Origin of the sequence: Kitasatospora sp. NPDC048298 (assembly GCF_043201465.1) — a bacterium.
Classification (GTDB): Bacteria; Actinomycetota; Actinomycetes; order Streptomycetales; family Streptomycetaceae; genus Kitasatospora.
In genome coordinates this window covers 19,843-44,497 of record NZ_JBICYZ010000049.1, presented here as the reverse complement: position 1 = coordinate 44,497, position 24,655 = coordinate 19,843, and the positions used below count along the sequence as shown (strand labels likewise).

General features: G+C 74.2%; 24 protein-coding genes. 11 read left to right on the top strand and 13 right to left on the bottom strand.

Going from position 1 to position 24,655, the window contains the following annotated elements:
* Positions 1–22 precede the first annotated feature (22 nt).
* Positions 23–889 carry an RNA polymerase sigma-70 factor gene (locus tag ACGF0D_RS30080; protein WP_392921530.1) on the bottom strand — a complete coding sequence of 289 codons (867 nt, stop codon included), beginning with the start codon at positions 887–889 and terminating at the stop codon, positions 23–25.
* Entirely contained in the window at positions 886–1,485 is a 600-nt protein-coding gene (locus ACGF0D_RS30075) for a carboxymuconolactone decarboxylase family protein (RefSeq protein ID WP_392921527.1), read from the bottom strand. Before ACGF0D_RS30075 ends, ACGF0D_RS30080 begins: the two co-directional genes overlap by 4 nt.
* A gap of 274 nt (positions 1,486–1,759) precedes the next feature.
* Here ACGF0D_RS30075 and ACGF0D_RS30070 point away from each other — a divergent pair, with 274 nt between their 5' ends.
* Positions 1,760–2,218 (top strand): DinB family protein, encoded by a 459-nt coding sequence (locus ACGF0D_RS30070; protein ID WP_392880285.1) that lies wholly within the window; start codon positions 1,760–1,762, stop codon positions 2,216–2,218.
* Positions 2,219–2,249: 31 nt separating this feature from the next.
* Here the strand turns inward: ACGF0D_RS30070 and ACGF0D_RS30065 are convergent, their stop codons facing one another.
* Together ACGF0D_RS30065 and ACGF0D_RS30060 are read right to left on the bottom strand one after the other, a co-directional pair.
* On the bottom strand, positions 2,250–2,744 hold the full coding sequence (locus tag ACGF0D_RS30065) for an ATP-binding protein (protein ID WP_392921524.1): 495 nt from the start codon (positions 2,742–2,744) through the stop codon (positions 2,250–2,252).
* Positions 2,745–2,962: 218 nt separating this feature from the next.
* Positions 2,963–4,615: a CehA/McbA family metallohydrolase gene (locus tag ACGF0D_RS30060; RefSeq protein WP_392921521.1), complete on the bottom strand. Its 1,653-nt coding sequence runs from the start codon at positions 4,613–4,615 to the stop codon at positions 2,963–2,965.
* Between the two features lie 204 nt (positions 4,616–4,819).
* Here ACGF0D_RS30060 and ACGF0D_RS30055 point away from each other — a divergent pair, with 204 nt between their 5' ends.
* On the top strand, positions 4,820–5,764 hold the full coding sequence (locus tag ACGF0D_RS30055) for a polysaccharide deacetylase family protein (protein WP_392921518.1): 945 nt from the start codon (positions 4,820–4,822) through the stop codon (positions 5,762–5,764).
* A gap of 109 nt (positions 5,765–5,873) precedes the next feature.
* Here ACGF0D_RS30055 and ACGF0D_RS30050 read toward each other — a convergent pair whose 3' ends face one another.
* From ACGF0D_RS30050 to ACGF0D_RS30040, 3 genes are all read right to left on the bottom strand, one after another.
* Positions 5,874–6,257, bottom strand: a complete 384-nt coding sequence (locus ACGF0D_RS30050; RefSeq protein ID WP_392921516.1) for a barstar family protein — start codon at positions 6,255–6,257, stop codon at positions 5,874–5,876.
* A gap of 53 nt (positions 6,258–6,310) precedes the next feature.
* Positions 6,311–6,964: a 4'-phosphopantetheinyl transferase gene (locus ACGF0D_RS30045; RefSeq protein WP_392921513.1), complete on the bottom strand. Its 654-nt coding sequence runs from the start codon at positions 6,962–6,964 to the stop codon at positions 6,311–6,313.
* 143 nt (positions 6,965–7,107) lie between these two features.
* The gene (locus tag ACGF0D_RS30040) at positions 7,108–7,299 is read right to left on the bottom strand and encodes a hypothetical protein (RefSeq protein WP_392879775.1); all 192 of its coding nucleotides are present in this window, start codon (positions 7,297–7,299) and stop codon (positions 7,108–7,110) included.
* Between the two features lie 268 nt (positions 7,300–7,567).
* Here ACGF0D_RS30040 and ACGF0D_RS30035 point away from each other — a divergent pair, with 268 nt between their 5' ends.
* Positions 7,568–8,053 carry a cysteine/serine endopeptidase inhibitor gene (locus tag ACGF0D_RS30035; protein WP_392879772.1) on the top strand — a complete coding sequence of 162 codons (486 nt, stop codon included), beginning with the start codon at positions 7,568–7,570 and terminating at the stop codon, positions 8,051–8,053.
* 114 nt (positions 8,054–8,167) lie between these two features.
* On the opposite strand, the gene ACGF0D_RS30030 is transcribed toward ACGF0D_RS30035, so the two are convergent.
* On the bottom strand, positions 8,168–9,085 hold the full coding sequence (locus ACGF0D_RS30030) for a LysR family transcriptional regulator (RefSeq protein ID WP_392879770.1): 918 nt from the start codon (positions 9,083–9,085) through the stop codon (positions 8,168–8,170).
* A gap of 128 nt (positions 9,086–9,213) precedes the next feature.
* Between ACGF0D_RS30030 and ACGF0D_RS30025 the strand changes: the two genes are divergently transcribed.
* From ACGF0D_RS30025 to ACGF0D_RS29990, 8 genes are all read left to right on the top strand, one after another.
* Positions 9,214–10,152, top strand: coding sequence for an FAD-dependent oxidoreductase (locus ACGF0D_RS30025; protein ID WP_392921511.1), 939 nt, complete (start codon positions 9,214–9,216; stop codon positions 10,150–10,152).
* Between the two features lie 162 nt (positions 10,153–10,314).
* On the top strand, positions 10,315–11,712 hold the full coding sequence (locus tag ACGF0D_RS30020; RefSeq protein ID WP_392921509.1) for a hypothetical protein: 1,398 nt from the start codon (positions 10,315–10,317) through the stop codon (positions 11,710–11,712).
* 104 nt (positions 11,713–11,816) lie between these two features.
* Positions 11,817–12,308, top strand: a complete 492-nt coding sequence (locus ACGF0D_RS30015) for a flavoprotein (protein ID WP_392921508.1) — start codon at positions 11,817–11,819, stop codon at positions 12,306–12,308.
* A gap of 107 nt (positions 12,309–12,415) precedes the next feature.
* Positions 12,416–13,804, top strand: a complete 1,389-nt coding sequence (locus tag ACGF0D_RS30010) for an NAD(P)/FAD-dependent oxidoreductase (protein WP_392921505.1) — start codon at positions 12,416–12,418, stop codon at positions 13,802–13,804.
* Positions 13,805–14,112: 308 nt separating this feature from the next.
* The gene (locus ACGF0D_RS30005) at positions 14,113–15,075 is read left to right on the top strand and encodes a DUF6528 family protein (protein WP_392921502.1); all 963 of its coding nucleotides are present in this window, start codon (positions 14,113–14,115) and stop codon (positions 15,073–15,075) included.
* Between the two features lie 371 nt (positions 15,076–15,446).
* Positions 15,447–15,644: a hypothetical protein gene (locus tag ACGF0D_RS30000; protein WP_392879757.1), complete on the top strand. Its 198-nt coding sequence runs from the start codon at positions 15,447–15,449 to the stop codon at positions 15,642–15,644.
* A complete protein-coding gene (locus ACGF0D_RS29995) occupies positions 15,641–16,288 on the top strand; it encodes an acyl-CoA thioesterase (protein WP_392921499.1) in 648 nt (215 codons plus the stop codon). Before ACGF0D_RS30000 ends, ACGF0D_RS29995 begins: the two co-directional genes overlap by 4 nt.
* A 233-nt stretch (positions 16,289–16,521) precedes the next feature.
* Positions 16,522–16,917, top strand: a complete 396-nt coding sequence (locus ACGF0D_RS29990; RefSeq protein ID WP_392879752.1) for a DUF2267 domain-containing protein — start codon at positions 16,522–16,524, stop codon at positions 16,915–16,917.
* A 30-nt stretch (positions 16,918–16,947) separates the two neighbouring features.
* On the opposite strand, the gene manA is transcribed toward ACGF0D_RS29990, so the two are convergent.
* From manA to ACGF0D_RS29965, 5 genes are all read right to left on the bottom strand, one after another.
* Entirely contained in the window at positions 16,948–18,183 is a 1,236-nt protein-coding gene (gene manA / locus ACGF0D_RS29985) for a mannose-6-phosphate isomerase, class I (RefSeq protein WP_392921496.1), read from the bottom strand.
* Positions 18,184–18,202: 19 nt separating this feature from the next.
* On the bottom strand, positions 18,203–19,153 hold the full coding sequence (locus ACGF0D_RS29980) for an ROK family protein (protein ID WP_392921493.1): 951 nt from the start codon (positions 19,151–19,153) through the stop codon (positions 18,203–18,205).
* Between the two features lie 103 nt (positions 19,154–19,256).
* On the bottom strand, positions 19,257–22,298 hold the full coding sequence (locus ACGF0D_RS29975) for an alpha-mannosidase (RefSeq protein WP_392921490.1): 3,042 nt from the start codon (positions 22,296–22,298) through the stop codon (positions 19,257–19,259).
* 124 nt (positions 22,299–22,422) lie between these two features.
* The gene (locus ACGF0D_RS29970) at positions 22,423–23,679 is read right to left on the bottom strand and encodes a glycosyl hydrolase (protein WP_392921488.1); all 1,257 of its coding nucleotides are present in this window, start codon (positions 23,677–23,679) and stop codon (positions 22,423–22,425) included.
* 57 nt (positions 23,680–23,736) lie between these two features.
* Positions 23,737–24,654 carry a carbohydrate ABC transporter permease gene (locus ACGF0D_RS29965; RefSeq protein WP_392921486.1) on the bottom strand — a complete coding sequence of 306 codons (918 nt, stop codon included), beginning with the start codon at positions 24,652–24,654 and terminating at the stop codon, positions 23,737–23,739.
* Position 24,655 lies beyond the last annotated feature (1 nt).

Here is a 24,655-nt window from a genome sequence, read left to right as displayed (position 1 = left end):
ACCACCGCGCGACGGGGGGTGGCTAGCGGGTGAGGTCGGCCGGGGTGTCGAGCCGGGTCAACTTCTGTGGGTTGCGCACGACGTAGACCCGGGTGATCAGGCCGTTCTCCACCGTGAGGCTGACCACCGAGGGCTCGCCGCCGACGTCGATCCGGCCGCCCGGCGCGCCGTTGAGCCACACCGTGGCGGTGTCCGGTGCGACCGGCAGCCGCCCGACGCGTGCGAGCAGGGCCGCGACCGCCTCGGCACCGTGGACCGGGGCCGGCGCGGCCGCCGCGATCCCGCCGCCGTCGGCGATCAGGATGACGTCCGGCGCCAGTACCTCCATCAGGTCCTGCAACCGCCCGGTGCGCAGGGTCTCCAGGAACCGCTCCACCACCCGCTGCTGCTCGGTGCGGCTCACCCGCACCCGGGGCCGGCGGGCCGCCACGTGTCCGCGGGCCCGCCGGGCGACCTGCCGTACGGCGGCCGAGGTCTTGCCGAGGGCTTCGGCGATCTCCTCGTACGGCAGCTCGAAGACCTCGCGGAGCACGAACACCGCCCGTTCGGTCGGCCCGAGTGTCTCCAGTACGGTCAGCATCGCGAACGAGACGCTCTCCGCGAGTTCGACGTCCTCGGCGACGTCCGGGGTGGTGAGCAGTGGCTCCGGAAGCCACTCGCCGACGTACTGCTCGCGCCGGCGGGACAGTGTCCGCAGCCGGTTGAGGCCCTGGCGGGTGACGATCCGGATGAGGTACGAGCGCGGGTCGTGCACCTGCCCGCGGTCGACCTCGGCCCACCGCAGCCAGGACTCCTGCAGCACGTCCTCGGCGTCGGCGGCGGAGCCGAGCAGCTCGTAGGCGACGGTGAAGAGCAGGCCGCGGTGGGTGACGAAGGGGTCCTCGGTCATGCCGGCGACGCTCCGGCCGGGGCGCCGCCGGCGTTGCCGGTGGCGGCGGTGTGCCGGGCCAGCGGGATGTCGCAGGAGTCGGAGAAGCCCTGGGAACGGACGCCGTTGGCGGTGTTGTTCCTGGTGGCCATGTTGACGAAGGCGACGTAGGCGGTGAGTTCGACCATGGCCGCCGCGCCGAGCTGGTCCAGCAGGCTGTCGTACAGCTCGTCGGTGACGGCCGGCGGGGTCACCGTCATGGCCTCGGCGTACTCCAGCACCTCGCGCTCCAGCGGCGTGAACACCTCTGCCGCCCGCCAGTTCGGCACCTGGCTGGCCTTGGCCAGGTCCAGGCCCTGGTTCTGCGCGTGGAAGTAGCCGACGTCCAGGCACCAGCCGCAGCCGACCTGCGCGGCCACCGCCATGTGCGCGAAGGACTTGAGTCCCTCGTCGAGCGCGTCCCACTCGGCGATCCGGCGGGAGAAGTCCAGGTTCGCGGTGGCGACGGCGGGGTTGTGCCAGATCGCCTCGACGGGTTCGAGGGTGGCCCCGAAACCCTTGATCATGTTCTCGCTCAGTTCGGCGGGCAGCTGGGCCTTCGGCAGTCGCAGTGCCATGGTGTCGTCCTCCCGGTTCGGTGGGCTGTCTGGGTTGCCGGACATGAAGACACCGGAGGGCGCGCGGATGTGACAGGCGACCGGGGAAGCCGGAGGAAGGCGGCTGGGGAGGTCGGAGGAAAGCGGCTGGGGAAGCCGGAGGAAAAATGACCTCCGGAAGGGGAGGACGGTTCGCTACAGTCCGCGGGGATTTCCCGACCACCGCGAGGAGAACGACACCGTGAACGCCCCCGACGGCCGCCCCGCCCCACCGCTGACCGGCGGTGAGCGCGAGATGTTGCGCGGCTTCCTCGACTTCCACCGGGCGACGCTGGCCCTGAAGTGCGAGGGCCTGACCGACGAGCAGCTGCGCCTGCGTTCCAGCCCGCCCTCGACGCTCAGCCTGCTCGGGCTGGTCCGGCACATGGCGGAGGTCGAGCGCACCTGGTTCCGCCGGGTGATCGACGGCGAGGACGTGCCGCTGGTCTGGTCGGAGGACGGTGACTACCAGGCCGCGTACGACCCGGCCGGCACCACCCGGGCCGAGGCCTTCACCGCCTGGCAGGCCGAGGTCGAGCACTCCCGCCGGATCGAGCGCGCCGCCGGGTCCCTCGACGTCACCGGCTACCAGGCCCGGTGGGACGCCGAGGTGTCGCTGCGGCTGGTGATGCTCCACCTGATCCACGAGTACGCCCGGCACAACGGGCACGCGGACTTCCTGCGGGAGGCGATCGACGGGGTGGTGGGGGCCTGAGCGAGGCGGGGCCTGAGGGGGAGGAGGGGCCCTACCAGCCGAGGAGGTGGGTGCGGTGGGTGAGGGCGGCGAGGACGGAGTCGGCGGTCGCCTCGGGGGTGAGGTCGGTGGTGTCGAGGGTGTGGGTGGCGTCCTCGGGGGCCGGGCCGGCCTGGAGGACGACGTAGTGGAGGGCGGCGCCGGTGGTGCGGCTCTCGCGCCGGAAGGTGTCGAGGGCGGCGGGCGCCGCGGGGGACTCCACCACGACCTGGTAGCCGCGGGTGGCGTAGGCGAAGGCGGCCTGGGCGGCCGCGGCCAGGGCGGTGGCGTTCTGGCGCTGGGCCTCGGGCAGGTGCGGCGGGAGCTGGCCGCTGCGGATGACCCGCAGGAAGTCGTCGGTCCGCAGGTGGACGCTCGGGTTCAGCTCCCGGGCGAGCAGCTCCGCGACCGGGCTGTTCCCGGCCCCGGCCGGGTCGACGAGGACGAGGACGCCCCCGGCGCCCCCGCCGCCCCCGAGCTCCGGCCCACCTACGGTCGTACGGTTCACAGCTGCTGATCCCTTCGCGGGCCGGGGACGGTCGGGTAGCCGGGGCGGGGCGGTCGGAGTGCGAAGGGGCTGGTCGGCCCATATCCGGACAACCGACCGCCTCGTCCCTACGACTGATGCGTTTCGGGGATCAACCTAGTCCAAACGGGTGGCCCGAGTCGTCCCCCACCCGGTTCCTGGGCGGGTCGGCGAGACGACCTGGGGCCCGCCGACGGCCCCTACCGGTCGCCGGTGCGCAGCACGATCGGGTTGGTGAGCGCCGCCATCGGCCCCCAGGGCAGGTCCGGGCCCATCGAGTTGCCCCGGCCCGGGGTGCCGTCCGCCTTCGGGTGGCGCACCTCGGCCCGGACGTAGGCGGCGAGCGAGGCGGTGGTGCGCCAGATCACCGTGCCGGCGCCGTCGGCGGGCAGCGACTCCTGGTGCATCTGCCCCTCGTCGGTGAGCAGGCGGACCGTCCCGCCGGGCACGCCGGAGACGGTGAGCCGGACGTCCAGCGGGGCGTCGGCGGGGACGGTCAGCTCCTCGCCGATGCCCGCCTGGCGGCCGTGTCCGGTGACGGTGAGGTCCAGCCCGACGGCGGAGGACTCGGCCAGCCAGCTGCGCCCGGCGCGCAGCCCGTCGAGGATCGCGTCCCGGGTGAGGTCCTCGGCGAGCACCACGGTGTGGGGGGAGCCGATGACCTGCGGTTCGCTGTGCGCGTCGCTGTTGCCCAGGGCGGGCAGCCAGGAGCGGCCCTCGCGCAGGGCGACGGCGAGCCGGCCGTCCCAGGTGTCCACCGCCGACTCGTCGTCGTACGTCCAGGGGCCGTTCCACACCTCGACGGCGTCGGCCTCCTCGTAGCCGAACTTCCACTGGCAGGCGACGTACGGGCAGTACGGGTGTGCGGGCACCACCAGGCCGCCGGACCGGTGGACCTGACGGGCGAAGCGCGGGTACTCCTCGTCGCGCGAGCGGTAGCGCCAGTCGACGAACTGGCCGGGCTTCAGGCCGAGGGCCAGCCAGTGGCCGTTGCGGGTGGTGATCTCCTCGCCCGGCAGGATCAGCAGGTCGGGGCCGGCCAGCGGGCCCCAGGCGGCGTGCGAGGAACTGGTGTTGTGGTCGGTCGAGACGATGAAGTCCAGGCCGGCCGCGCGCGCTCCGGCGGCCACCTCCTCGGGCTTGCGCCGCCCGTCGGAGTGGACGGTGTGCAGGTGGCAGTCGCCCCGGTACCAGGCCCGGCCGCGGCCGCGGGCGCGTTCGGCGGGGTACTGCGGGGTGAACCGCGGCTCGGGCGGGCCGAACCGGAGGGTGACCTCGACGTGGTAGTCCAGGCCCTGCGGGGCGACCTGGTAGGGGCCGAGGACGACGTGCCAGGTGCCGGGGTTGATCGGGCCGGGGAGGTAGCCGGGGGTCGCGGCGCGGCGGGAGAGGCTGAATCCGGTGCGGAAGCCGCCGGACCAGCCGCGGAAGCCGGGGCCGCCGAGGTCGGTGCCGCGTTCGTCGAAGATGCCGATGTCGCAGGAGTTGCCGGGGGTGCCGGCCGGGACCGGCGGCTTGTCGTAGCCGTAGGAGACGGCTATCTCGCGGACGCCCTCGGGCACCTCGACCGGGAGGTACACGAAGTCGGGGGCGCCGGTGGGCAGGTGGCCGGTGAGGGTGAGGGTGAGGGTGCGGTCGGCGGGCGTGGTGCCGGGGGCGTCGGCGGGGGTGGCGTTCGCCTGGCCGGTGGTGGCGGCCAGGCCCAGGGCGGTGGCGGCGCCGGTGGCGAGGCCGGTGCGGAGCAGGTCGCGGCGGGCGGGCCGGGCCGGCTGCACGGCGGGCTGCTCGGCTGGTTCGGCGGTCGGTTGGTGGGTCGGCTGGTCGGGGCGCGGGCTGCTGGGTTCGGTCGGCATCGAGGCCTCCGGATCGGGGCGGGTGGGTCGCTCGCGTGACTACCCCGGCGAGTGAACCGGGGGTGAGTCGGGGCCCACGGGGGTGGGGCGGGCCGGTGAAGAGGGGCCGGGCGGGGTCGGGGGCGAGTTGCGGTGAGTGACGAATGGTCGGTTCATAGTCATGTCATCAGTTGATGTGAGAAACAGCCTGAACGGGAGACGACCGTGTCGGTGAGTCGGCGGACGCTGCTCATGGTGGTGGCCGGAGGGGCACTGGTGGGTTGCGGGGGCAGGGCGGCGGGCACCGGTTCGGCCGCGTCGTCGGCCTCCGCCCCGGCCGCCCCGACGGCTTCGGCGGCCCCGGCGACACCGTCCGGCGGGCCCGCCGAGGCCGCCGCCGGGCCGACGTCCGCGCCGGAGTCGACTCCCGATCCGACGCCCGAGCCCGCGGGACAGGCCCCGCACGTGCCGACCCGGGCCGAGACGGTGGAGCGGTACGGCGCGCTGGCGCCGAGCGAGTGGGGGCTGGACGTCTCCGGGGTGGTCACCGCGCTGCCGGGCGGTGAGAGCGCCATGGCGCTCACCTTCGACGCCTGTGGCGGCCCCGGCGGCAACGGCTACGACGCCGACCTGATCGACTTCCTGCGGGCGCACGACGTGCCGGCCACCCTCTTCCTGAACGCCCGCTGGATCGACGCCAACCCGGACGAGTTCGAGCGGCTCGCCGCCGACCCGCTGTTCGAGATCGGCAACCACGGCACCGCCCACCGCCCGCTCTCGGTCACCGGCCGCTCCGCCTACGGCATCGCCGGGACGGGCGGCGTCGGCGAGGTGTACGACGAGGTGACGGGCAACGCGCGGAAGCTCACCGGGCTGCTCGGGCACCCGCCGCGGTTCTTCCGCTCCGGCACCGCGCACTACGACGACGTCGCCACCCGGGTGGTCGCCGACCTGGGCCAGGGCGTGGCCGGTTTCACCGTGAACGGGGACGACGGGGCGACGTACAGCGCGGCCGAGGTGCGGCGCCAGGTCTCCTCGGCCCCGCCGGGCGCGATCGTGATCGGTCACATGAACCACCCGGGCGGTGGTACGGCTCCCGGGGTGGCCGGCGCGGTGCCGGGGCTGCTGGCGGCGGGGCGGAGCTTCGTGCGGCTCTCGGACGTGCTGTAGCCGGGAGGCCCGTGGCGGGGCCCGCCGCGAGGTGCGCGCCCCGGGGGGTACCTCCCGGCCGAAGGCCGGGGGAGCGTCGCGGCCCCGGCAAGGACCCAGGAGACAGGCCCTACGCCAGGCGCAGACCGCCCGGGTGCTCCTCCTCGATGATCCGGACCAGCCAGTCGAAGACCGTCGGCCCCCGGCCCGCCCGGGCGGCCGTCAGCTCGGCGGTGATGTGCGCCCGGTTGGTCGGGTGGGCGCGGCCCAGCCGCCGTTCCAGCTGACGGACCGTCTCCGGGTAGCCGAGGTTGCGGCGGGAGACCTCGTGGTGGCGCCACTCGATGACCCAGTCACCGTCGTCCGGCGTGCCGTAGCCGCCGCGCAGACAGTCGGCGAAGGCGTCGAGGTTGCGGCCGAAGTAGCCGTCCGCCCCGATGGTCCGCCCGGCCGCCTCCCAGAAGTCCTCCAGGGTCTTGATCCCGTCGCCGTCGATCACATAGGTCACCGTCACGGGGACGAGGATATGCGGCGCCGACGGCGGGACGGGGGTGGGTCGGGGGCCGGTCAGGGGGAGACCGCGATCGCGGTGGCGAGCAGTCCGTTCCGGACCGCCCAGCGGCCGTCGAAGCCGTCGATCCGGCGGCCGTCGACCACCGGGCCGGGCACGAGCAGCCGGGCGGTGAAGGTGCCGTCGGGGGAGAGGTCCAGCTCGGCCTCGCTGAAGTCCAGGAAGAGCAGGGTCAGCGGGAACCAGGCCTTGTAGACCGACTCCTTGGCGCTGAACAGGATGCGGTCCCACGGGACGCCCGGGTGCTCGGCGGCCAGCTTGGCGAGCCGCTGCTGCTCGACCGGCAGCGCGATGGCCTCCTGGACGCCCTCCGGCAGCGGCAGCGCGGGCTCGGCGTCGATGCCGACGGAGGCGAGGGTGCCGGCCCGGGCCACGGCCGCGGCGCGGAAGCCGTCGCAGTGGGTGAGGCTGCCGACCACGCCGTCCGGCCAGCTCGGCGCGCCGCGCAGGCCGGGGACGAGTGGCTGGTACGGGACGCCGAGTCGGGTGAGGGCGGCCCGGGCGCAGTGCCGGACGGTGGTGAACTCGCGGCGCCGCTTGTCGACGGCGCGGGCGATGATCGCTTCCTCCTCGGGCTCCAGCCGGGCCTCCGGCGGATCGAGGTAGGCCACCTCGGTCACCACGACGTCCGGCAGCAGGTCCCCGATCATCCGTTCCCCCCTCGGTCGGTTGCGCGGGTGGTCGCCGCGCGGGACGAGGGTAACCCGGGCGGAGGGATCTCGGTGGGCTGATCGGGGACCACGGCCGGGGTGCCCGGCTGCTCGGAGGCGGCCGCCGCCTCGCGCAGGGCTTGCTACTTGGTGAGCAGGCGGGCGAAGTCCAGTCCGAGGCTGCCGAGGACGGGCAGCGCGCCGAGGTCGGTGACGCCGGCGACCGGAATGCTGTAGCCCTGGTTCACCTCGCGGGGTGCCGCACCGGCGGTGACGGGTGCGGTGGTCGGGAGCAGGACGGTGCCGAGGAGCAGGGCGACGAGCGAGGTGCGCATCTGAGGGGGCCTCCGGAGGGGGACGGGTGACGGCCTGTCAACACCCTCCGTGCCGGGGCGGTCACGCATCTTCGTCCCTTCGGGCGCATTGGTAAAGATTCCTGCCTTGTGTTCATGCCGACATCGTGGAGGTCTGGACCACAATGCGCTCGAACGCATACGTTTCCTCCACGGGGGCGGGCGTTCGATCGATGAACTGCTGTGCGGTTCGCCGGACTTGTCGCCTGTCATGCCCATGACCTGCACTGCAACCGGAGGGAACGAACCCATGCGCGCCATCGGCAAGAACCTCAGGATCCTCGCGGGCGCCCCGCTCGCCGCAGCCGCCCTCATCGCCCTCTCGGCCGGCTCCGCCAGCGCCGCGATACCGATCAACAAGCCCATGTCCGGCAAGGCCACCTACTACAACGACGCCGGCTACGGTGCCTGTGGCACCCAGATCAACGCCGCGACCCAGATGCTGGTCGCCGTCTCGCATGCCTGGTGGACCACCGCCAACCCCAACAACGACCCGGTCTGCAAGGGCATTTCGGTCAAGGTCACCTACCAGGGCAAGACCATCACCGTCCCGGTGAAGGACCAGTGTCCCTCCTGCGACTCCACCCACATCGACCTCAGCCAGCCGGCCTTCGCCAAGCTGGCCCCGCTGGACAAGGGCGTCATCACCGGCCTGAGCTGGCAGTTCGTCAAGACCGCGCTGAACGGCAAGACGGTCGAACTGTCCGCCCCGATCACCGGCTCCACCATCGGCTGAGCCGGCCCCCGAACGGCCGTGCCCGCCCCCGCGGCATGACGGGGGCGGGCACGGCTGCCGTCCGAGGGCCGGTCGTCGGTCGGCAGGGCACGGGCGGGGACCGGCCGTTCGGGATCACGGCCGGCCGCCGCCGAGCGGCGGGGCCATCGCGAGCAGCAGCTGGACGGCCGGGGGCGCGGTGCGCGGATTGTGGGCGAGCCCCAGGGTGACGGTCGGCACCGGGGCGGTGAGCCGGCGCAGGCAGACACCGGGGATCCGGAACACCCGGGCCCGCCCCTCGGGGATGGGCGCGATGCCGTAACCCGCCGCCACCGCCAGCAACAGCTGCTCGTCGTCCGGCTCCTCCCGGACGATCCGCGGCGAACCGCCGGGCCAGAGCTGCGCCGTGATCAGCGCGTGCATCCCGGGCCCGTTCTCACGCGGCCACAGCACCACCGGCTCGTCCACGATCCGGTGCCGGCCGATCCGGGCCCGGCCGCGGGCGAGCGGATGGCCGGCCGGCACGGCGAGCAGCAACTCCTCCTCGGCGATGATCCGGCAGGCGAGCTCGGGGACGTCCAGCGGCGGCCGGACGAACGCCGCATCCAGCCGCCCGGCGAGCAACTCGCCGACGCTGTGCGAGGTCCAGGTGGTCTGCAGCGCGACGTCCAGCCGCGGGTGCCGGTTGCGGAACTCCGTCACCAGGGCGTCACAGACCCCGCCGCGGGCGGAGCGGGTGTACGCCACGCGCAGTCTGCCCTCCCGCCCCTGCACCACCGCCGCGACCCGCTCCTCGGCCGCCGCCACCTCCCGCAGCACCCGCCGGGCCTCCTCCGCGACGGCCCGCCCGACCGGGGTCAGCGCGCAGCCCTTGCTGGTCCGCTCCACCAGCTCTGCGCCCAGCTGCCGCTCCAGCGCCTTGATCTGCTGGCTGAGCGCCGGCTGCGCCACGTGCAGCCGCCGGGCGGCCCGGGTGAAGTTCAACTCCTCGGCCAGCACGGAGAAGTAGCGCATCCGGCGCAGATCCAGACGCAGGTCCATCCGCAGATCCATCCGGCGATGATAAGCGCGGGTTATCGCTCCCGGACAGAACCGGTCTTGGACGGCCTCCGCCGCGACCGGCTTTCCTGGAGACGGCCGCCGGCACCCCGGCGGTCAGGCCTTCGAGGGAGGAGTTCACGATGGACGTCGTCGTGGTCGGAAGCGGAGTCATCGGGCTCACCACAGCGATCCGGCTGCAGGAGAAGGGGCTTCGGGTCGTCGTGGCGACGGCCGACGGCCTGCTCTCGACGACCTCGGCCGTCGCCGCGGCCGTCTGGTTCCCGGTCGCCACCGGCACCGACCGCCGGGTGGCGCACTGGTCCGCCACCGCCTTCGCCGAGTTCGCCCGCCAGGCCGAGCAGGGCGTCCCCGGCGTCTCGATGCGCAGTACCCGGATGCTGGAGCACGAGCGGCAGCCGGAGGGCCTGCCCTGGTGGGGCGAGGCCGTCCCCGACCTGCGCCGGCTGACGGCCGCCGAACGCGGACCGGACTGCGCGGACGGCTGGTCCTTCACCGCCCCCGCCATCGAGATGCCGCTCTACCTGCCCTGGCTGCTCGGCCGGTTCGTCGACAACGGCGGCGAGGTCGTCCAGCGCCGCCTCGACGCCCTCGACCAGGCCCTCGCCTGGGCACCCGTCGTCGTCAACGCCACCGGAATCGGCGCCCGGCAGCTCTGCGACGACCGGGCTGTGCACCCGGTGCGCGGCCAGCTCGTCCTCGTCCGCAACCCCGGACTGCCCACCTCGACCCGCATCCAGGACGACCCGGCCGGCTACACCTACATCCACCCCCGCAGCGCCGACGTCGTCCTCGGCGGCACCTTCGAACCCGACGACTGGAACACCACCCCCGACCCGGCCACCGCCGAGGCCATCCTCGCCCGCTGCGCGGCCCGCATCCCCGAGCTCCGCCACGCCCGCGTCATCGGCCACGCCGTCGGCCTGCGCCCCGCCCGCCACGGCGGCCCCCGCCTCGAAGCGGAACCGGGCGGCCGGATCGTCCACAACTACGGCCACGGCGGTGCCGGCGTCACCCTCAGCTGGGGCTGCGCCGACGCGGCGGCCGCGCTGGTGGGGTGACCGGGCGGCCCGCCCGAGACAGTCATCCCCGCCGGACCGGGCAGTGTCCGCATCACGACCACGGCGGCGGGGCGGATTCGCTACGGTTGCGCGCTGAGAACGTCCCGCGTCCCGCTTTCGCTCCCCGCTCCCGCTCCCCGATTCCCTTGCTCCGGAGGAACCTTGGCATCGATCACGCTCGACGCCGAGCGCCGCGTCCAGGCCGACACCGGACGCGTCCGGGTCGCCGCCGTGGACGTGCTGCGCTCGCTCGGCTTCCAGATCACCTCGGAGATGGCCACCGTGGTCGAGGCCCGGCGCGGCTCCGCCGTCCGCTCGGCGATGCTCCTGCCCGACCAGGTGCCGCTCGCGGCCCGCCTCCACCTCGCGCCCGCCGACGGCGTGCACACCTCGGTGTCCCTGCACCTGACCGACCGGGCCGTCTCGGTGATCGCACTGGGCGTGCAGGACCCGTACGTGGCCGCCTTCCAGCAGACGCTGTCCGCCCTCGACCGGGCACTCACCGGCCTCGACCCGGCGGCCGGCTTCCCCCAGCCCCGCTGGTGGGCCCGCGCGCCCCGGGCCGACACGCTGGCCCGGCACCACGAGACGGGCCAGCGCCTCGTCGGCGGGGTCGCCGCCCGCGTCAACGAGCGGCTCTCCGGCGGGCGCCGCTCCACCGGCCCGGCGCTGTGGGAGGGTATCGAGCGCATCGTCTTCCGCTCTCCGGCCGGCTACCTCGCGATGGACATGGCCACCGCCCGCACCCTGCTGGCGATCCCGGTGATGATCGGCAGCCGGCCGGAGGGCGTACCGGAGCAACTGGCCGCCGACGTCGCGCGGTTGGCGGCCATGGTGGAGGGCCGCCTCAGCTCGGGTGGGTTCGGTTCGGTGGAGGTGGCGGTCGCCGAGGCGGACCGCCCGGCCTTCGAGTTCCTGCACCGCCAGTTCGGCATCCGCTCGCTCCTGCCCGTCCGCACCCTCTGCACCTGCCGGGCCTGCCGGCAGACCAAGGTCGTCAACCTCGACCTCAAACGGCTGCGGCAGCGGAAGAACCGCCTCAAGACCATCGCCTCGGTGCTGCAGACGACGTACGAGAAGGACGGCGACCCCAACCCATTCCTGATCTTCGGGGCGATCTTCCAACGGTCCAGGATCGACCCCGACTTCGTCTGCGTGCGCTGCGAGAGCACCGTCGCCGACGAACAGCCGGTGACCTTCTGTCCGAGCTGCGGCGACATGCGCACCGAGGCCGTCCTGGACACCTGCTCCGAATGCGGCCACGACTTCCGGGCCCTCGCCCCGGACCTCCCCGCCTGGGACCCCGCGCCCCCGCCCCCGCTCACCCCGCCCCCGCCCCCGCTCACCCCGCCGATGCCGCCGACCCCGCCGCCGCCCGTCGTGCCCCCGATGCCCACGGCTCCGCCCCGCCCCAACTGCGCCGTCTGCGGGGGCAGCTACCCCGTGCTCTGGTCCGTCCAGGTCCTCGACGGCCCCCACCAGAGACCGCTCACCGTCTGCGCCACCACCTCCCGCTGCTCCCCGCCCTCCGTCGCCCCGCCCGTCCGGATCCGCACCTGAGGCCCACGGGGCGGGGGCGCGGGGGTGCGGCGGGGGAGCGGTTTGGGAAGGTGGTGCCTGCCGACCCGGTAGTGGGGCGGCGGTGACCAGAGGGGATTGCCGGGATGGCCGAGAAGCCGGTGCTGTACGTCGTGGTCTGTGCGGCGGGGGTCGCGGGCGGGGTCGGGGAGTTGATCACCGCGGCTCAGCGGCAGGGGTGGGACGTGGGGGTGGTGGCGACTCCGAACGCCATGGCGTTCATCGACGCCGAGGCGATCACCGCGCAGACCGGGTACCCGATCCGCTCGGCCTGGCGCAGGCCCGGAGAGCCGCGTCCCCTGCCGGACCCGGACGCGATCGTCGTCTCGCCCGCCACCTTCAACTCGATCAACAAGTGGGCGCTGGGCATCTCCGACACCCTCGCCCTCGGCATCCTCTGCGAGTCGTACGGCTGGGGCATCCCCGTCGCCGTGCAGCCCTGCCTGAGCGCGGCCCAGGCGGCCCATCCGGCGTACGAGGAGAGCCTGGCGAAGCTGCGGCGGACGGGGGTGCGGATCGCGGACTTCGTGCCCGGCTCGTACAGCTGGACGCGGGCGCTGGAGCTGCTGCGGGACTGACAGGGTGGCTGATCGGGGCCGGCGATCCTTGCACTGTGAGGGGTGGCCCGCAGCGGCCCGCCGGAGGTAGCGTCCGGGCAGGTCAGCGAGGGTGTGGGAGGTTTCCGGTGGCGGCGGTCAACGGCGAGGTGTCGTTCTGGTACGCGGCGGACGGGGTGCCCGAGGAGGGGCCCGCCCTGCCGGGGAGCCGGGACGTCGACGTGTGCATCGTCGGCGGCGGGTACACCGGTCTCTGGACGGCCTACTACCTGAAGAAGGCCGACCCCTCCCTGCGGATCGCCGTCCTCGAACAGCGCTTCTGCGGCTACGGCGCCTCCGGGCGCAACGGCGGCTGGCTGTACAACGGCTTCGCGGGGCGCGGCGCGTTCGCCAAGCGGTACGGGCGGCAGCGTGCGGCGGAGATGCAGCGGATGATGGACGCGGCGGTCGGGGAGGTCGTCGACGTCGCCGCGGCCGAGGGGATCGAGGCGGACATCGTCCTCGGCGGCGTCCTCGAAGTAGCCCGCAGCAAGCCCCAGTTGGAGCGCCTGCGCGAGCACGTCGAGGGCGAGCGGGCCTACGGCGAGGGCCGGTTCGAGCTGCTCGGCGAGAAGGAGACACGAGACCGGATCGACGTCGCCGGCACCATCGGCGGCTGCTGGACCCGGTACGGCGCCCGCATCCAGCCCGCGAAGCTCGCCCGCGGACTCGCCCGCACCGTACGCGAGTTGGGCGTCGACGTGTACGAGGGGACGACCGTCACCGCGATCCTGCCCGGCGACGGCCACCGCAAGCCCCGCGCCGTCACGCCGTACGGCACCGTCACCGCCGACCAAGTGCTGCGCGCCACCGAGGGGTTCACGGCCGGACTGCGCGGCGAGAAGCGCACCTGGCTGCCGATGAACTCCGCGATGGTCGCCACCGAGCCGCTGCCCGCCGAGTTCTGGGCGGAGACCGGCTGGCAGGGCCGCCAGGTGCTGGGCGACTTCGCCCACGCCTACATGTACGCCCAGCGCACCGCCGACGACCGGATCGCGCTCGGCGGGCGGGGCGTGCCGTACCGGTTCGGCTCGCGCACGGACTCGGACGGCAGCACCCAGGTGGAGACGGTGCGCCAGCTCCGCCGGATCCTCGACAGCTTCTTCCCGGCCGCCGCGCACGCGCGGATCGACCACGCCTGGGCGGGCGTGCTCGGCGTCCCCAGGGACTGGTGCGCCACCGTCGAGCTGGACCGGGTGAGCGGGCTCGGCTGGGCGGGCGGGTACGTCGGCAGCGGGGTGACCACCACCAACCTGGCCGGCCGCACCCTGCGGGACCTGGTGCTCGGCCGGGACACCGAGCTGACCCGGCTGCCCTGGGTCGGCCACACCGTGCGGCGCTGGGAGCCGGAGCCGCTGCGCTGGCTCGGCGTGCACGCGATGTACGCGGCGTACCACGCCGCCGACCGGCAGGAGGCGGCCGGCCGGGCCACCACCTCGCCGATCGCCCGGGTCGCGGACGTCGTCGCCGGGCGCTGAGCCTTCGGGCGTGTTGAGCCCTTGGATGCGTTGAGCCGTTGGGCGTGCTGAGCCTTCGGACGCGTTGAGCCTTCGGGTGCGCTGAGCCTTCGGACGCCGAACGAGCGGCTCCGGAACGCCGGGTTGACGTCCCGACGTGCCCGTACCGCGTTGCGCCGACCGCCGGTGGGGCCGTCCCGCCACGATGTGCGGATGACAGTGAACGAGGTGGATCCGTCGACGGCTCCGCACGATCCACCGCCGCGCATCGATGGTCCATTCGGTCGTGCCGCCGAGCGGATTCGCCCGGCAGCAACGACGGTGAAGGCGTGCTGAGGAGAACACCGCCGGCCCTCGCGGTCGCCCTGCTGCTCTGCGCGCCGACGGCCGGCGCGTGGGCCGGGTCGCCGGGTCGGCAGGTGGCGGTGGTGGACCAGGCCTCGCGCAGCGTGCTGGTGTTGCAGAGCGCCGAGGAGCTGATGGCCTATCGCGGGCCGGACCGGCTGCCGGTGGTCTGGGGCTGGAGTGCCGACCGGGCACCGGAGTTGGCGGATCTGACGCCCGCGCGCAGCTGGACCAACCCGGACGAGGCGAAGTCCCGCGTCCGGCACGGGCGGCGCTACCTGCTGACGACCGCCTCCGGAGGGCTCGCCGCCGTCGTGGAGACCGCCACCGGCCGGGTCCACTGGGCGGCGGACCTGGGGACGGCCGTCAACCCGCACAGCATCGAGCTGCTGCCGGACGGCAACGTGGCCGTGGCCGCGAGTTCGGGCGGCTGGGTGCGGCTGTACGCGGCCTCGCAGGGCCCGCGGGCCGCGGCGTACGCGCAGTTCCCGCTGCCGGGTGCGCACGGGGTGCACTGGGACGGCCGGACCGGCCTGCTCTGGGCGCTCGGCGACACGGCACTGACCGCGCTGCGGGTCGGCGGCACCCCGGCCGCGCCGACGCTCGACGCCGTGCGGAGCAGCCCCCTGCCGGGGAGCGGGGGGCACGACCTGGCCGCCGTCCTGGCGGCTCCCGGGGGGTTCTGGGTAACCACCTCGGACGGCCTGTGGCGCTACGACCCGGCCACCGGCCGCTTCACCGCCGTGCACCTGGCCGATCCGGCCGCCGAGCGGGACCTCAAGAGCGTCGGCGACGAGCCGGGCACCGGCCGGTTGCTCACCGTGGCGCCCGAGCACGAGGCTCCGTGCGACTGGTGCACCTCGGTGATCACCCTGCACCGGCCCGAGGGCACGCGGTCGCTGCGCGGCGCGCACCTGTACAAGGCGAGGTGGTGGAGTGGCTGGTAGCAGACTTCGGAGTCCGGGGAGTCCATCCTGGGGCGCGCGTCGGAAATTCCACCCGAATTGCGGACGGCATTCGACTGATGGGGCATATTGTGTACACCGACAAACTACTCCGATGGTGGTCAGTTTCCCGTCGCGGTCCGCAAACCATCAGTCGACCCCGGTCGGCTGGGATAGCGTCGTGGGGTCGGGGGGTCGACACCGATCCGGTGTAATCGAACGCTAGCTACCGGGCCGTAACGGCCGAATGAGTCATGGAGAAAATCATGCGGAATTTCCCTGCGGAAAACCGGCCGGACGGAGTTGACGACCTTCAGCTCGCGATGGAATCACTGGCAGCCTTCCCGTCCCGGAACGCGGGGAGCGGGGCGGACGTGACCGAGCGGCTCGCGGCCGTTCACGACCTCTGCCGCGCGGTCGACGGGGTGCTGGACAGCCTGGTCGTCCAGGCGGCGGCCGAGGCGGCCGAGGAGGGGTGGACCGCGGCCCGGATGGCGGCCGAACACTCCGGCTACTACGCCAGGTTGCAGCGCGCGCTGCTCCCCGCCGGTGCCGGGCTGACCCGGCAGTGAGCGCGGTGCAACCGGGCGTGCACGTGCTGTCCTGCCCCACCCGGTGGAGCGACGTCGACGAGAACGGGCACATCAACAACGCGCGTCTGGTCGGCTACATCCAGGAGGGGATTTACGACCTGTTCAGCCACCACGAAACCGCCGTACGGGAATCGCTGTTCCCGTCCGGATTCATTATCGCCAGGCACGAGATCGACTACCTGGAGCAGTTGCACCACCGGCCCGAGCCGTTGTCGGTGCGACTCACCGTGGAACGGCTCGGACGGAGTTCCGCGCAGGTCGAGGTGAATGTCTGCCGGGACCGGATCACCTTTATGCGGGCACGGACGGTGGTGGTCGCCCGGGACCGCGATTCCGGCCGCTCACGGGCGCTGAGCCCGGCCGAGCGGAGCTTTCTCTCGGCGTTCATGGCGGACGCGGCCCGCGCCCAGGCGGCCCTGGCGGCCACCACGGTGACCGCGGCCACGGCGGTGAGCACCACCACGGTGGTGGCCACGGCCGTGACGGCCGCGGCGGTGGGCACGGCGGTGAGCACGGCCGGGGTGGCCGCGACGCCGCCGGCGCAGCGGGTTCCGGCCGGTGCGGCCGCCGCCGCGGTGCCGTCGCGCCGACCGCGCAGGCGGTGCCACGCCTCGGTGCGGTGAACCGCCGCCCGGGTCCGGCGGCGGCGATCCCGCCCGGCCGGCCCCCCGGTCTCGGGGGCGTCCGTACGGTTCCTTGACGGCCGGCCGCTTCCGCGGGCGCCGGGGCGAGTTACGCTGAGCAGCACGGGCACCGGTACGTTCCACGGTGGTCACGGGCTGCGACCTCCCTGCTGGTCCAGGGCGAGCGGGCCGCCGTCGGGCCGGCCGGCGCCGCCGACCGGAAGGAGGATGCAATGACCATCTCCTGGGAGGACTTCCTCGCCCGCGTGGTGGAGCGCGGTGAGTACCGGAGCCAGGCCGAGGCGGATCACGCCGCCCGGGTCGTGCTGGCCCTGCTCGGCGAGCACCTGGTGGGGTCCGAGCGGGTCGAACTCGCCGACGCGCTGCCCGTCACCTACGCCCCGCTGCTGCGCGACGCCGCGCCCGCGTCCGAGCCGCTGACCGCCGAACGCTTCGTGCAGGCCGTGGTGGGGTGGATCGACGGCGCGACCCCGGCGACGGCGCAGTGGGACATCGGGGCCGTGCTCAGCACCGTCGCCGACCTGGTCCCCGGGGAGCTGCTGGACCGGGTGATCGAGCAACTCCCGGACGGCTACGACCTGCTGTTCGGCCACCCGGCACCGGCCTGAGCGCCGGGCAGGCCCGCCCCGCGCCGGCAGCTACCCCGTGGTGGCCCGGAACAGCTCCGCGCCCGGGCCGGTCAGCTCGACCGGCCCGGCGCCCGGGCGGAGATAGGCCGACGCGCCCGCCGGGAGCGGGAGTTCGGCGCCGCCGGGTGCCCGCAGCCGGGCCCGCCCGGAGACGCAGAGCAGGATCTGCGGGGTGGCGAGGTCGACGCGGACGGTGGTGGCGCCGGGGCGCAGCCGGAAGAGCGCGAACTCCTCGGCGGGTGAGGCGAAAGCCTCCTCGCCGTCGCGCCCCGTCGGGCGCGGTACGAGCACCTCGGGCTCCCCGGTGCGGAACGACGTGACCGCCAGCAGGCCGTCCACGTCGACGTGCTTGGCGGTGAGCCCGCAGCGCAGCACGTTGTCCGACTCGGCCATCAACTCCACGCCCACGCCCCGCAGATAGGCGTGCGGCATCCCGGCGTCCAGGTACAGGGCCTGCCCGGCGCCGAGCCGGACGTGGTTGAGCGGCAGCGCGGCGAGCAGCCCGCGGTCGCCGGGGTACTCCTCGGCGAGGCGGGCGTACGCGGCGCAGCTCGCGCCGTACGGTCCGCCGGTTGCGGCGGCGCGCCGCAAGGCCCCGGTGACGGCGGCCAGTTCGGCGGCGTCGGCGTTCAACCCGGCGCGCAGCAGCTCGGGCAGCACGGCCTCGGCGGGCCGGGTGCGCAGGGCGGCGGCCCAGGACGGGAGCACGCCGAGGGCGTCCAGCAGCCGGGCGGTGGCGGCGGCCGGACGGAAGCCGCACAGCGCCTCGAAGTCGCCGAGGGCGCAGATGAGTTCGGGCTTGTGCCCGCGGTCCTTGAACACCCGCTCCGGCGCGTCCAGCGGAATCCCCCTGGCCTGCTCCGCGGCGTAGCCGGCCTCGGCCTGGGCGCGGGTGGGGTGGACCTGGAGGGAGAGGGCCCGGTCGGCGGCCAGCACCTTGAACAGGAACGGCAGCGCCGGGCCGAACCGCCGTACGGTGTCCGGTCCGAGCAGGCCGTCCGGGTCGGCGTCGATCAGCTCGTTCAGCGGCCGCGGGACATCGCCGTTGCCGTCGCCGTCGCCGTCGCCGTCGCCGGTGACGAGCAGCGACGGCGCCGACGGGTGGGCGCCCAGCCAGAGTTCGGCCTGCGGGGTGCCGTCGGGCGCGGTGCCGATGAGCGCGGGGATGGCGGTGGGCGAACCCCAGGCGTAGCGGCGGACGGGGTTGCGCAGGAGGGCGAAGGGCGGCAGCGGGGACGGCGGCATGGGGCGGCTCCGGGCGGGCTCAGCGGCAGAGCGCGGCGGCGCCGATCAGCCCGGCGTCGGTGCCGAGTTCGGCGCGGCGCACGTCCAGGCCGCGGATGTACGAGAGGGCGGCGTAGCGGTCCAGGTGTCGGGCGAGCGGGGCGAACAGCACGTCCCCGGCGGCGGACACCCCGCCGCCGACGACGACCCGGGAGAGGTCCACCAGGGCGGCCGTGGCGGCGATCCCGGCGGCCAGCGCCTGGGCGGCGCGGTCGAAGGAGGCCAGCGCGATGCGGTCACCCGCGGCGGCGGAGACGGCGACGGCGCGGGCCGTCCGGTCGCCGTCCGCGGGCCGCCAGCCCTCGGCGAGGGCCCGGCGGGCGATCGCGGCGCCGCTGGCGAGGCCCTCCAGGCAGCCGCGGGAGCCGCACGGGCATGGCTCGCCGTCCAGGTCGACGGTGATGTGGCCGAGGTGGCCGGCGTTGCCGCTGGGGCCGGGGCGCACGGCTCCGTCGAGCACCAGTCCGGCGCCGACGCCGGTGGACACCACCAGGCAGAGCGCGTTGTCGGCGCCCCGGGCCGCGCCCCGCCAGTGCTCGGCGGCGGCCATCGCCACGCCGTCCCCGGCGAGCCGGACGGGCAGGGCGCGGGCGGCCGCCGCCGGGTGCGCCGCCACCGCCGGGTGCGCGGCGACCGCCTCGACCAGCGGGAAGCCGCGCCAGCCGGGGATGTTGACCGGGCTGACGGTGCCGCCGGCGAGGTCGACCGGGCCGGCGCTGCCGATCCCGACGGCCGTCACGGCGGCCCAGTCGGCCGTCCCGGCGAGCCGTTCCAGCACCTGGTGCACCACGGCGAGCACGGCCGCGCCCGGCTCGGTGGCCGGGGTGGGCAGCTGGAGCCGGTGCCGCAGCCGCCCGTCGGCGTCGACCAGCGCCCCGGCGATCTTGGTGCCGCCGATGTCGAGGGCGGCGAACAGCGGGGTGACGGGCACGGCGGGCTCCAGATCGGTCGGGGGCGGCGCCCCGGCCACGGGGCCGAGGCGCCGAACAGCGTAAGAGGGCCGAACATCGTAAGGGCGCCGAACAGCGTAAGGGTTAGGCAGTCGCCCGCAGGCGCAGGGTCACCAGCTCGAACGGGCGCAGCGCGAGCCGCACCGCGCCGTCCTCGAACGCGACCTCGCCTCGGGTGCCGTCCCAGGGCCGTTCCAGCAGGTCGCAGGGCACGGCGTCGGCCAGCGGGAAGGAGGTGGTCAGCCGGCCCCGGGCGCGGCCGCCGCCCGCCTCGTAGACCCGGACGACCAGGTCCCCGCTGCGGTCGTCGGCGAGCTTGACGGCGCTCACCACCAGGGCGTCGTTGTCCAGTTCCACCAGCGGCGCGACCCGCTCCGCACTGCCGGTGACCGTCCGCTCGGGCAGGCCGATCCGGTAGCCCTCGCGGACGGCGTCGCCGATCGCCGCGCCCGGCACCAGGGCGTGCCGGAAGCGGTGCAGGCCCTGGTCGGTCTTCGGGTCGGGGAAGCGCGGGGCGCGCAGCAGCGAGAAGCGGACCGTGGTGGTGGTCCCGCCGTCCTCGGCGCGCACCGTGCGGGTGACGTCGTGGCCGTAGGTGGAGGCGGTGACCAGGGCGACGCCCCAGCCGGGCTCCTCGAAGTGGACGAAGCGGTGGTTGCAGGCCTCGAACTTGGCGGCGTCCCAGCTGGTGTTGGTGTGGGTGGGCCGGTGGAGGTGGCCGAACTGGGTCTCGGCGGCGTAGCGCTCGGTGTGGACGTCCAGCGGGAACGCGGCCTTGAGGAACTTCTCGGTCTCGTGCCAGTCGACCTCGGTGTCGATGTCCAGCCGCTGCTCGCCGGCCCGCAGGGTGAGGGTCTGGACGACGGTGGAGGAGCCGAAGGAACGGGCGATCCGCACCGAGGCCCCGGCGGGGGACGAGGAGGCGGTGAGCGAGTCGGTGCCGGTCAGGTCGGTGACGGTGTTGCGGTAGAACTGGTCCACGTCCCAGGCGTCCCACATGTTGGGGAAGTCGGGGTGCAGCTGGAGCAGGTTGGCCCGGCTGCCGGGGGCGACGGTCTCCCGGCCGGTCGCGAGCTCGACCACCGAGGCGATCAGGCCGTCCGCGTCCACGACAACCTCCAGCAGGCCGTTGCGCAGCGTGAAGCCGCCCCCGGAGCGCTCGACCGCCTCGCAGGTGCCGCCCGGCACGGCGACGGCGGCGGCCCCGCCGGCCGGCACCGCCGAGCGGGTGTGCGGCGCCGCGTTGAACACCAGCTCGCGCCCGCCGGCGGCCGCCCCGGCCAGCGCCCGCTGGGCCGCGCCGATCAGGCCCTCCAGCTCCCCGGCCAGCGCCGCGTACGTCGCCTCGGCCTCGCGGTGCACCCAGGCGATGGACGAGCCCGGCAGGATGTCGTGGAACTGGTGCAGCAGGACGGTCTTCCAGATCCGGTCCAGCTGCTCGTACGGGTACGCCGCTCCGGTGCGCAACGCGGCGGTGGCGCACCAGAGTTCGGCCTCGCGCAGCAGGTTCTCGCTGCGCCGGTTGCCCTGCTTTGTCCTCGCCTGGCTGGTCAGGGTGGCGCGGTGCAGCTCCAGGTAGAGCTCGCCGACCCAGACCGGCGGGTTCGGGTACTCGGCCTCGGCCTTGGCGAAGAACTCGGCGGGGTTCTCCCAGCGGACGGTGGCCGAGCCCTCCAGGTCCTTCATCCGGGCCGCCTTGGCGACCATCTCGCGCGTGGTGCCGCCGCCGCCGTCGCCCCAGCCGGTCGGGGCGAGCGAGTGCCGGGCGACGCCCTTGTCCTTGAAGTTCCTCGCCGCGTGGGCGATCTCGCTGCCCTTCATCGAGCAGTTGTAGGTGTCCACCGGCGGGAAGTGGGTGAAGATCCGGGTGCCGTCGATGCCCTCCCAGAGGAAGGTGTGGTGCGGGAACCGGTTCACCTGGCTCCACGAGATCTTCTGGGTCAGCAGCCACTTGGAGCCCGCGTTGCGGATGATCTGCGGCAGGCCGCCGGTGAAGCCGAAGGTGTCCGGCAACCAGGCCTCGTGGTTCTCCACCCCGAACTCGTCCAGGAAGAACCGCTTGCCGTGCACGAACTGCCGGGCCATCGCCTCCGAGCTCGGCATGTTGGTGTCGGACTCGACCCACATGCCGCCGGCCGGGACGAACCGGCCCTCGGCCACCGCCTTCCGGACCCGGGCGTACACCTCGGGGCGGTGCTCCTTGATCCAGGCGAACTGCTGCGCCTGGGACATGGTGTAGCGGAACTCCGGCTCGTCCTCCAGCAGCGCGGTCATGTTGGCGGTGGTGCGGGCCACCTTGCGGACGGTCTCGCGCAGCGGCCAGAGCCAGGCCGAGTCGATGTGGGCATGGCCGATCGCGCTGATCCGGTGCGCGGACGGCACGGCGGGCGCGGCCAGTACCCCTTCGAGCCGCGAACGGGCGGCGGCAGCGGTGGAGTTGACGTCCTGGAGGTCGATCGCGTCGAGGCAGCGCTCGACCGCGCGCAGGATCTCCCAGCGGCGGGGGCCCTCCACCGGCAGTTCGGCCATCAGCTCGCCGAGCACCTCCAGGTCCATCACCAGCTGCCAGACCGTCTCGTCGAAGACGGCGAGGTCCATCCGGGCCAGCTTGTACTGCGGCCGGTCGCCGGCCGTCTCCCGGTCGCCCAACTCGGTGGGCAGGAAGGGGTGGTAGTCCAGGATGACCGGGTTGGAGGCGGCCTCGACGTGCAGCAGCACCTGTTCGCCGCCGGCCGCCGGCGCGGCGATCCGCACCCACTGGTTCTGCGGGTTGAGGCCCTTCACCGGGGAGCCGTCGGGGCGGTAGACCAGGCCCTCGCACTGGAAGCCGGGCATGTTGGCGTCGAAGCCGAGGTCGATCAGCGCCTCGACGGTGCGTCCGGCCCAGGCCTCGGGGACGGTGCCGGTCACGGTGATCCAGCTGGTGCCCCAGGGCGCGCCCCAGGCGTCGCCCACCGCGATCGGGGTGCGCGGGGCGGCGAGGCCCTCGGCGACCGGGACGGGCTCGCCGGGTGCCGTCCAGATGCCGACCTCCAACGGGACGGACTCGGGGTACACGGCCGGACGGATGCGCTCGTCCAGGACGCGCTTGAGGCGGGACTCGACCAGGGTGCGGTCATCGTGCATGTCAGCGGGCTCCGTTGCGTGGCTGGGGTTGCGTGGCAGGGGACGGGGTGGCTGGGGTCGGGTGGCTGAGGGTGCGTGGCAGGGGACGGGGTGGCCGGCGGCGCGTGACTGAAGGGGGAACGGGCTAGAGCGAACGTACGTCGGCGGGATGCACCACCTCGGTGATGCCACGCGCGGCGAGGTGGGCGTGGTCCTCGGCGCGTTCGGCGAGCACCGCAGTCGGGCGGGCGCCGTCCTCGGCGAGGCGCATGAACGCCTCGTACACCGGGCCGCCGGGGCCGCAGACCGAGCGGCGGGGCGAGGTGACCTCGTCGCCGGTGGCGACCACCACGGCGGTGCTGCGCGGCTTCGGTGCCTGCCAGGACCGGCGGGCCTCGGCGGCGGCCTCGGCGAGCCGGGCGCCGGCCGGCTTGACCGTCCGGTCGGTGGTCAACAGGCCGAGGCTGTACTCCAGTTCGGGGAAGTCGGCGAGCGAGCGGTCCACGTCGTGCGAGCACCACCAGGTGACGCCCCACAGGTCAGGGCAGTCCAGCGCGGCCGCCACGGTGGCACCGGTGAAGTGCGCCGCGTCCTCGGCCGTGATGTGCGGGGCGGGCGCGCCGACCTCCTGCAGCCAGACCGGGCGGGCCGGGTCGTCCGCCCAGGCCTTGGACAGCTCGACCAGGTACGCGGCGTGCTGCGTGGTGGCGGTCGAGTGGGCGCCGTAGCGCTGGGCGGTGCCGTTGAACACCCAGGAGTGCACGGCGGTCGCGGCGCCGATCCGGGCCGAGTGCCAGGGCGTGAAGGGGTGCCCGTCCAGGTACCAGGCCGCGTCGTAGGAGGCGTGCAGGTGCAGCCGGCCGGGGGCGCCCCGCTCGCAGGCGTCGAGCATCCGGCGCAGCCAGGCCTCCGCCTCGGCGGGGGTGGTCCGGTCCGGGTCGGGGTGCGGGGCGCCGGAGAACTGGTTGATCTCGTTGCCGAGCGTCATCCCGAGGAAGTTGGGCCGCTCGCGCAGCGCCCCGGCCAGGGCGCGCAGGTAGGCGGCCTGGCCGTCGAGCACCTCCGGGTCGGTGAAGAGGTTGCGCCGGTGCCAGGTCCGGGTCCAGGAGGGGAGGAAGTCGAAGCTGGACAGGTGGCCCTGCAGGCCGTCCACCGCGACGTCCAGCCCGCGCTCGCCGGCCGCGTCCACCAGGGCCGTGAGCTGCTCGACGGCGCGCGGGCGGATCAGCGTGCGGTTGGGCTGGAAGACCGGCCAGAGCGGGAACACCCGGACGTGGTCCAGGCCGAGGGCGGCGATGGAGTCGAGGTCGGCGCGCACGGCGTCGAGGTCGAAGTCGAGCCAGTGGTGGAACCAGCCGGCGCTGGGGGTGTAGTTGACACCGAAGCGGGGAGCGGTGGTCATCGGATGGCTTCCTCAACGAGTGTGGGGCGTACGGACGGTGGACTGTCCCCGGACGGGCTATCCCTTGACGGCCCCCTCCTCGACGCCCTTGAAGAAGAAGCGCTGGCAGACGCCGAACACCACGACGATCGGCAGGAAGGCGATCATGGTGCCGGCCGCGATCAGCCGCGGGTTGGCGGAGAAGGTGCCGTTGAGGTACTGGAGACCGACGGTGAGGGTGTACTTCTGCGGGTCGTTGAGCACGATCAGCGGCCACAGGAAGTCGTCCCAGGCGCCGATGAAGGTGAAGATCACGATCACGCTGAGCATGCCGCGCACGTTCGGCAGGCCGATGTGCCACAGCCGCTGCCAGACGTCGGCGCCGTCCACCAGCGCGGCCTGGTCCAGCTCGGCCGGGACGGCGGCGAACGCGGTGCGCATCAGCAGCACGTTGAGCATCGCGATCGAGCCGGGCAGGGCGACGCCGAGCAGGCTGTCGGCCAGGCCGAGGCTGCGCACCAGCACGTACTGGGAGACGATGGTGACCTCGCCGGGCAGGATCAGGGTGGCGAGGAAGAGGCCGAGGACGAGCTTGGCGCCGCGGAAGCGCAGCCGGGCGAGCGCGTAGCCGGCCAGCGTGCAGCCGACCACGTTGCCGGCGATGCAGACCGCGGCGACGATCACCGAGTTGAGCGCGTAGGTCCACACCGGGATGACCTCGGCGACCTTGCCGTAGTTGCCCAGGGTGGGCTGGTCGGGCAGGAAGCTCGGGGTACGGGTGTAGACGTCCTCGGCGGGGCCCTTGAGGGAGGTGGACAGCTGCCACAGGAAGGGGCCGATGACCAGCAGCAGGACCAGGGCCAGGAGCAGGTAGCGGGCGGCGGTCACGGCGGTGGAGGGGGTGTTGAAGCCCCGGGCGGGCTTGGAGTTCCCGGCGTTCCCGGCGTTCCCCGAGGGCTTCGCGGGGGTCTCGTTCGACGTGTGGACGGTGGTCACG

Excerpts from the sequence above, each read along its gene's own strand:
- ACGF0D_RS30080 (WP_392921530.1), bottom strand. The coding sequence starts at position 889 with ATGACCGAGGACCCCTTCGTCACCCACCGCGGCCTGCTCTTCACCGTC.
- ACGF0D_RS30075 (WP_392921527.1), bottom strand. The coding sequence starts at position 1,485 with ATGGCACTGCGACTGCCGAAGGCCCAGCTGCCCGCCGAACTGAGCGAG.
- ACGF0D_RS30070 (WP_392880285.1), top strand. The coding sequence starts at position 1,760 with ATGTTGCGCGGCTTCCTCGACTTCCACCGGGCGACGCTGGCCCTGAAG.
- ACGF0D_RS30060 (WP_392921521.1), bottom strand. The coding sequence starts at position 4,615 with ATGCCGACCGAACCCAGCAGCCCGCGCCCCGACCAGCCGACCCACCAA.
- ACGF0D_RS30045 (WP_392921513.1), bottom strand. The coding sequence starts at position 6,964 with ATGATCGGGGACCTGCTGCCGGACGTCGTGGTGACCGAGGTGGCCTAC.
- ACGF0D_RS30040 (WP_392879775.1), bottom strand. The coding sequence starts at position 7,299 with ATGCGCACCTCGCTCGTCGCCCTGCTCCTCGGCACCGTCCTGCTCCCG.
- ACGF0D_RS30035 (WP_392879772.1), top strand. The coding sequence starts at position 7,568 with ATGCGCGCCATCGGCAAGAACCTCAGGATCCTCGCGGGCGCCCCGCTC.
- ACGF0D_RS30030 (WP_392879770.1), bottom strand. The coding sequence starts at position 9,085 with ATGGATCTGCGGATGGACCTGCGTCTGGATCTGCGCCGGATGCGCTAC.
- ACGF0D_RS30025 (WP_392921511.1), top strand. The coding sequence starts at position 9,214 with ATGGACGTCGTCGTGGTCGGAAGCGGAGTCATCGGGCTCACCACAGCG.
- ACGF0D_RS30015 (WP_392921508.1), top strand. The coding sequence starts at position 11,817 with ATGGCCGAGAAGCCGGTGCTGTACGTCGTGGTCTGTGCGGCGGGGGTC.
- ACGF0D_RS29990 (WP_392879752.1), top strand. The coding sequence starts at position 16,522 with ATGACCATCTCCTGGGAGGACTTCCTCGCCCGCGTGGTGGAGCGCGGT.
- manA (WP_392921496.1), bottom strand. The coding sequence starts at position 18,183 with ATGCCGCCGTCCCCGCTGCCGCCCTTCGCCCTCCTGCGCAACCCCGTC.
- ACGF0D_RS29975 (WP_392921490.1), bottom strand. The coding sequence starts at position 22,298 with ATGCACGATGACCGCACCCTGGTCGAGTCCCGCCTCAAGCGCGTCCTG.
- ACGF0D_RS29970 (WP_392921488.1), bottom strand. The coding sequence starts at position 23,679 with ATGACCACCGCTCCCCGCTTCGGTGTCAACTACACCCCCAGCGCCGGC.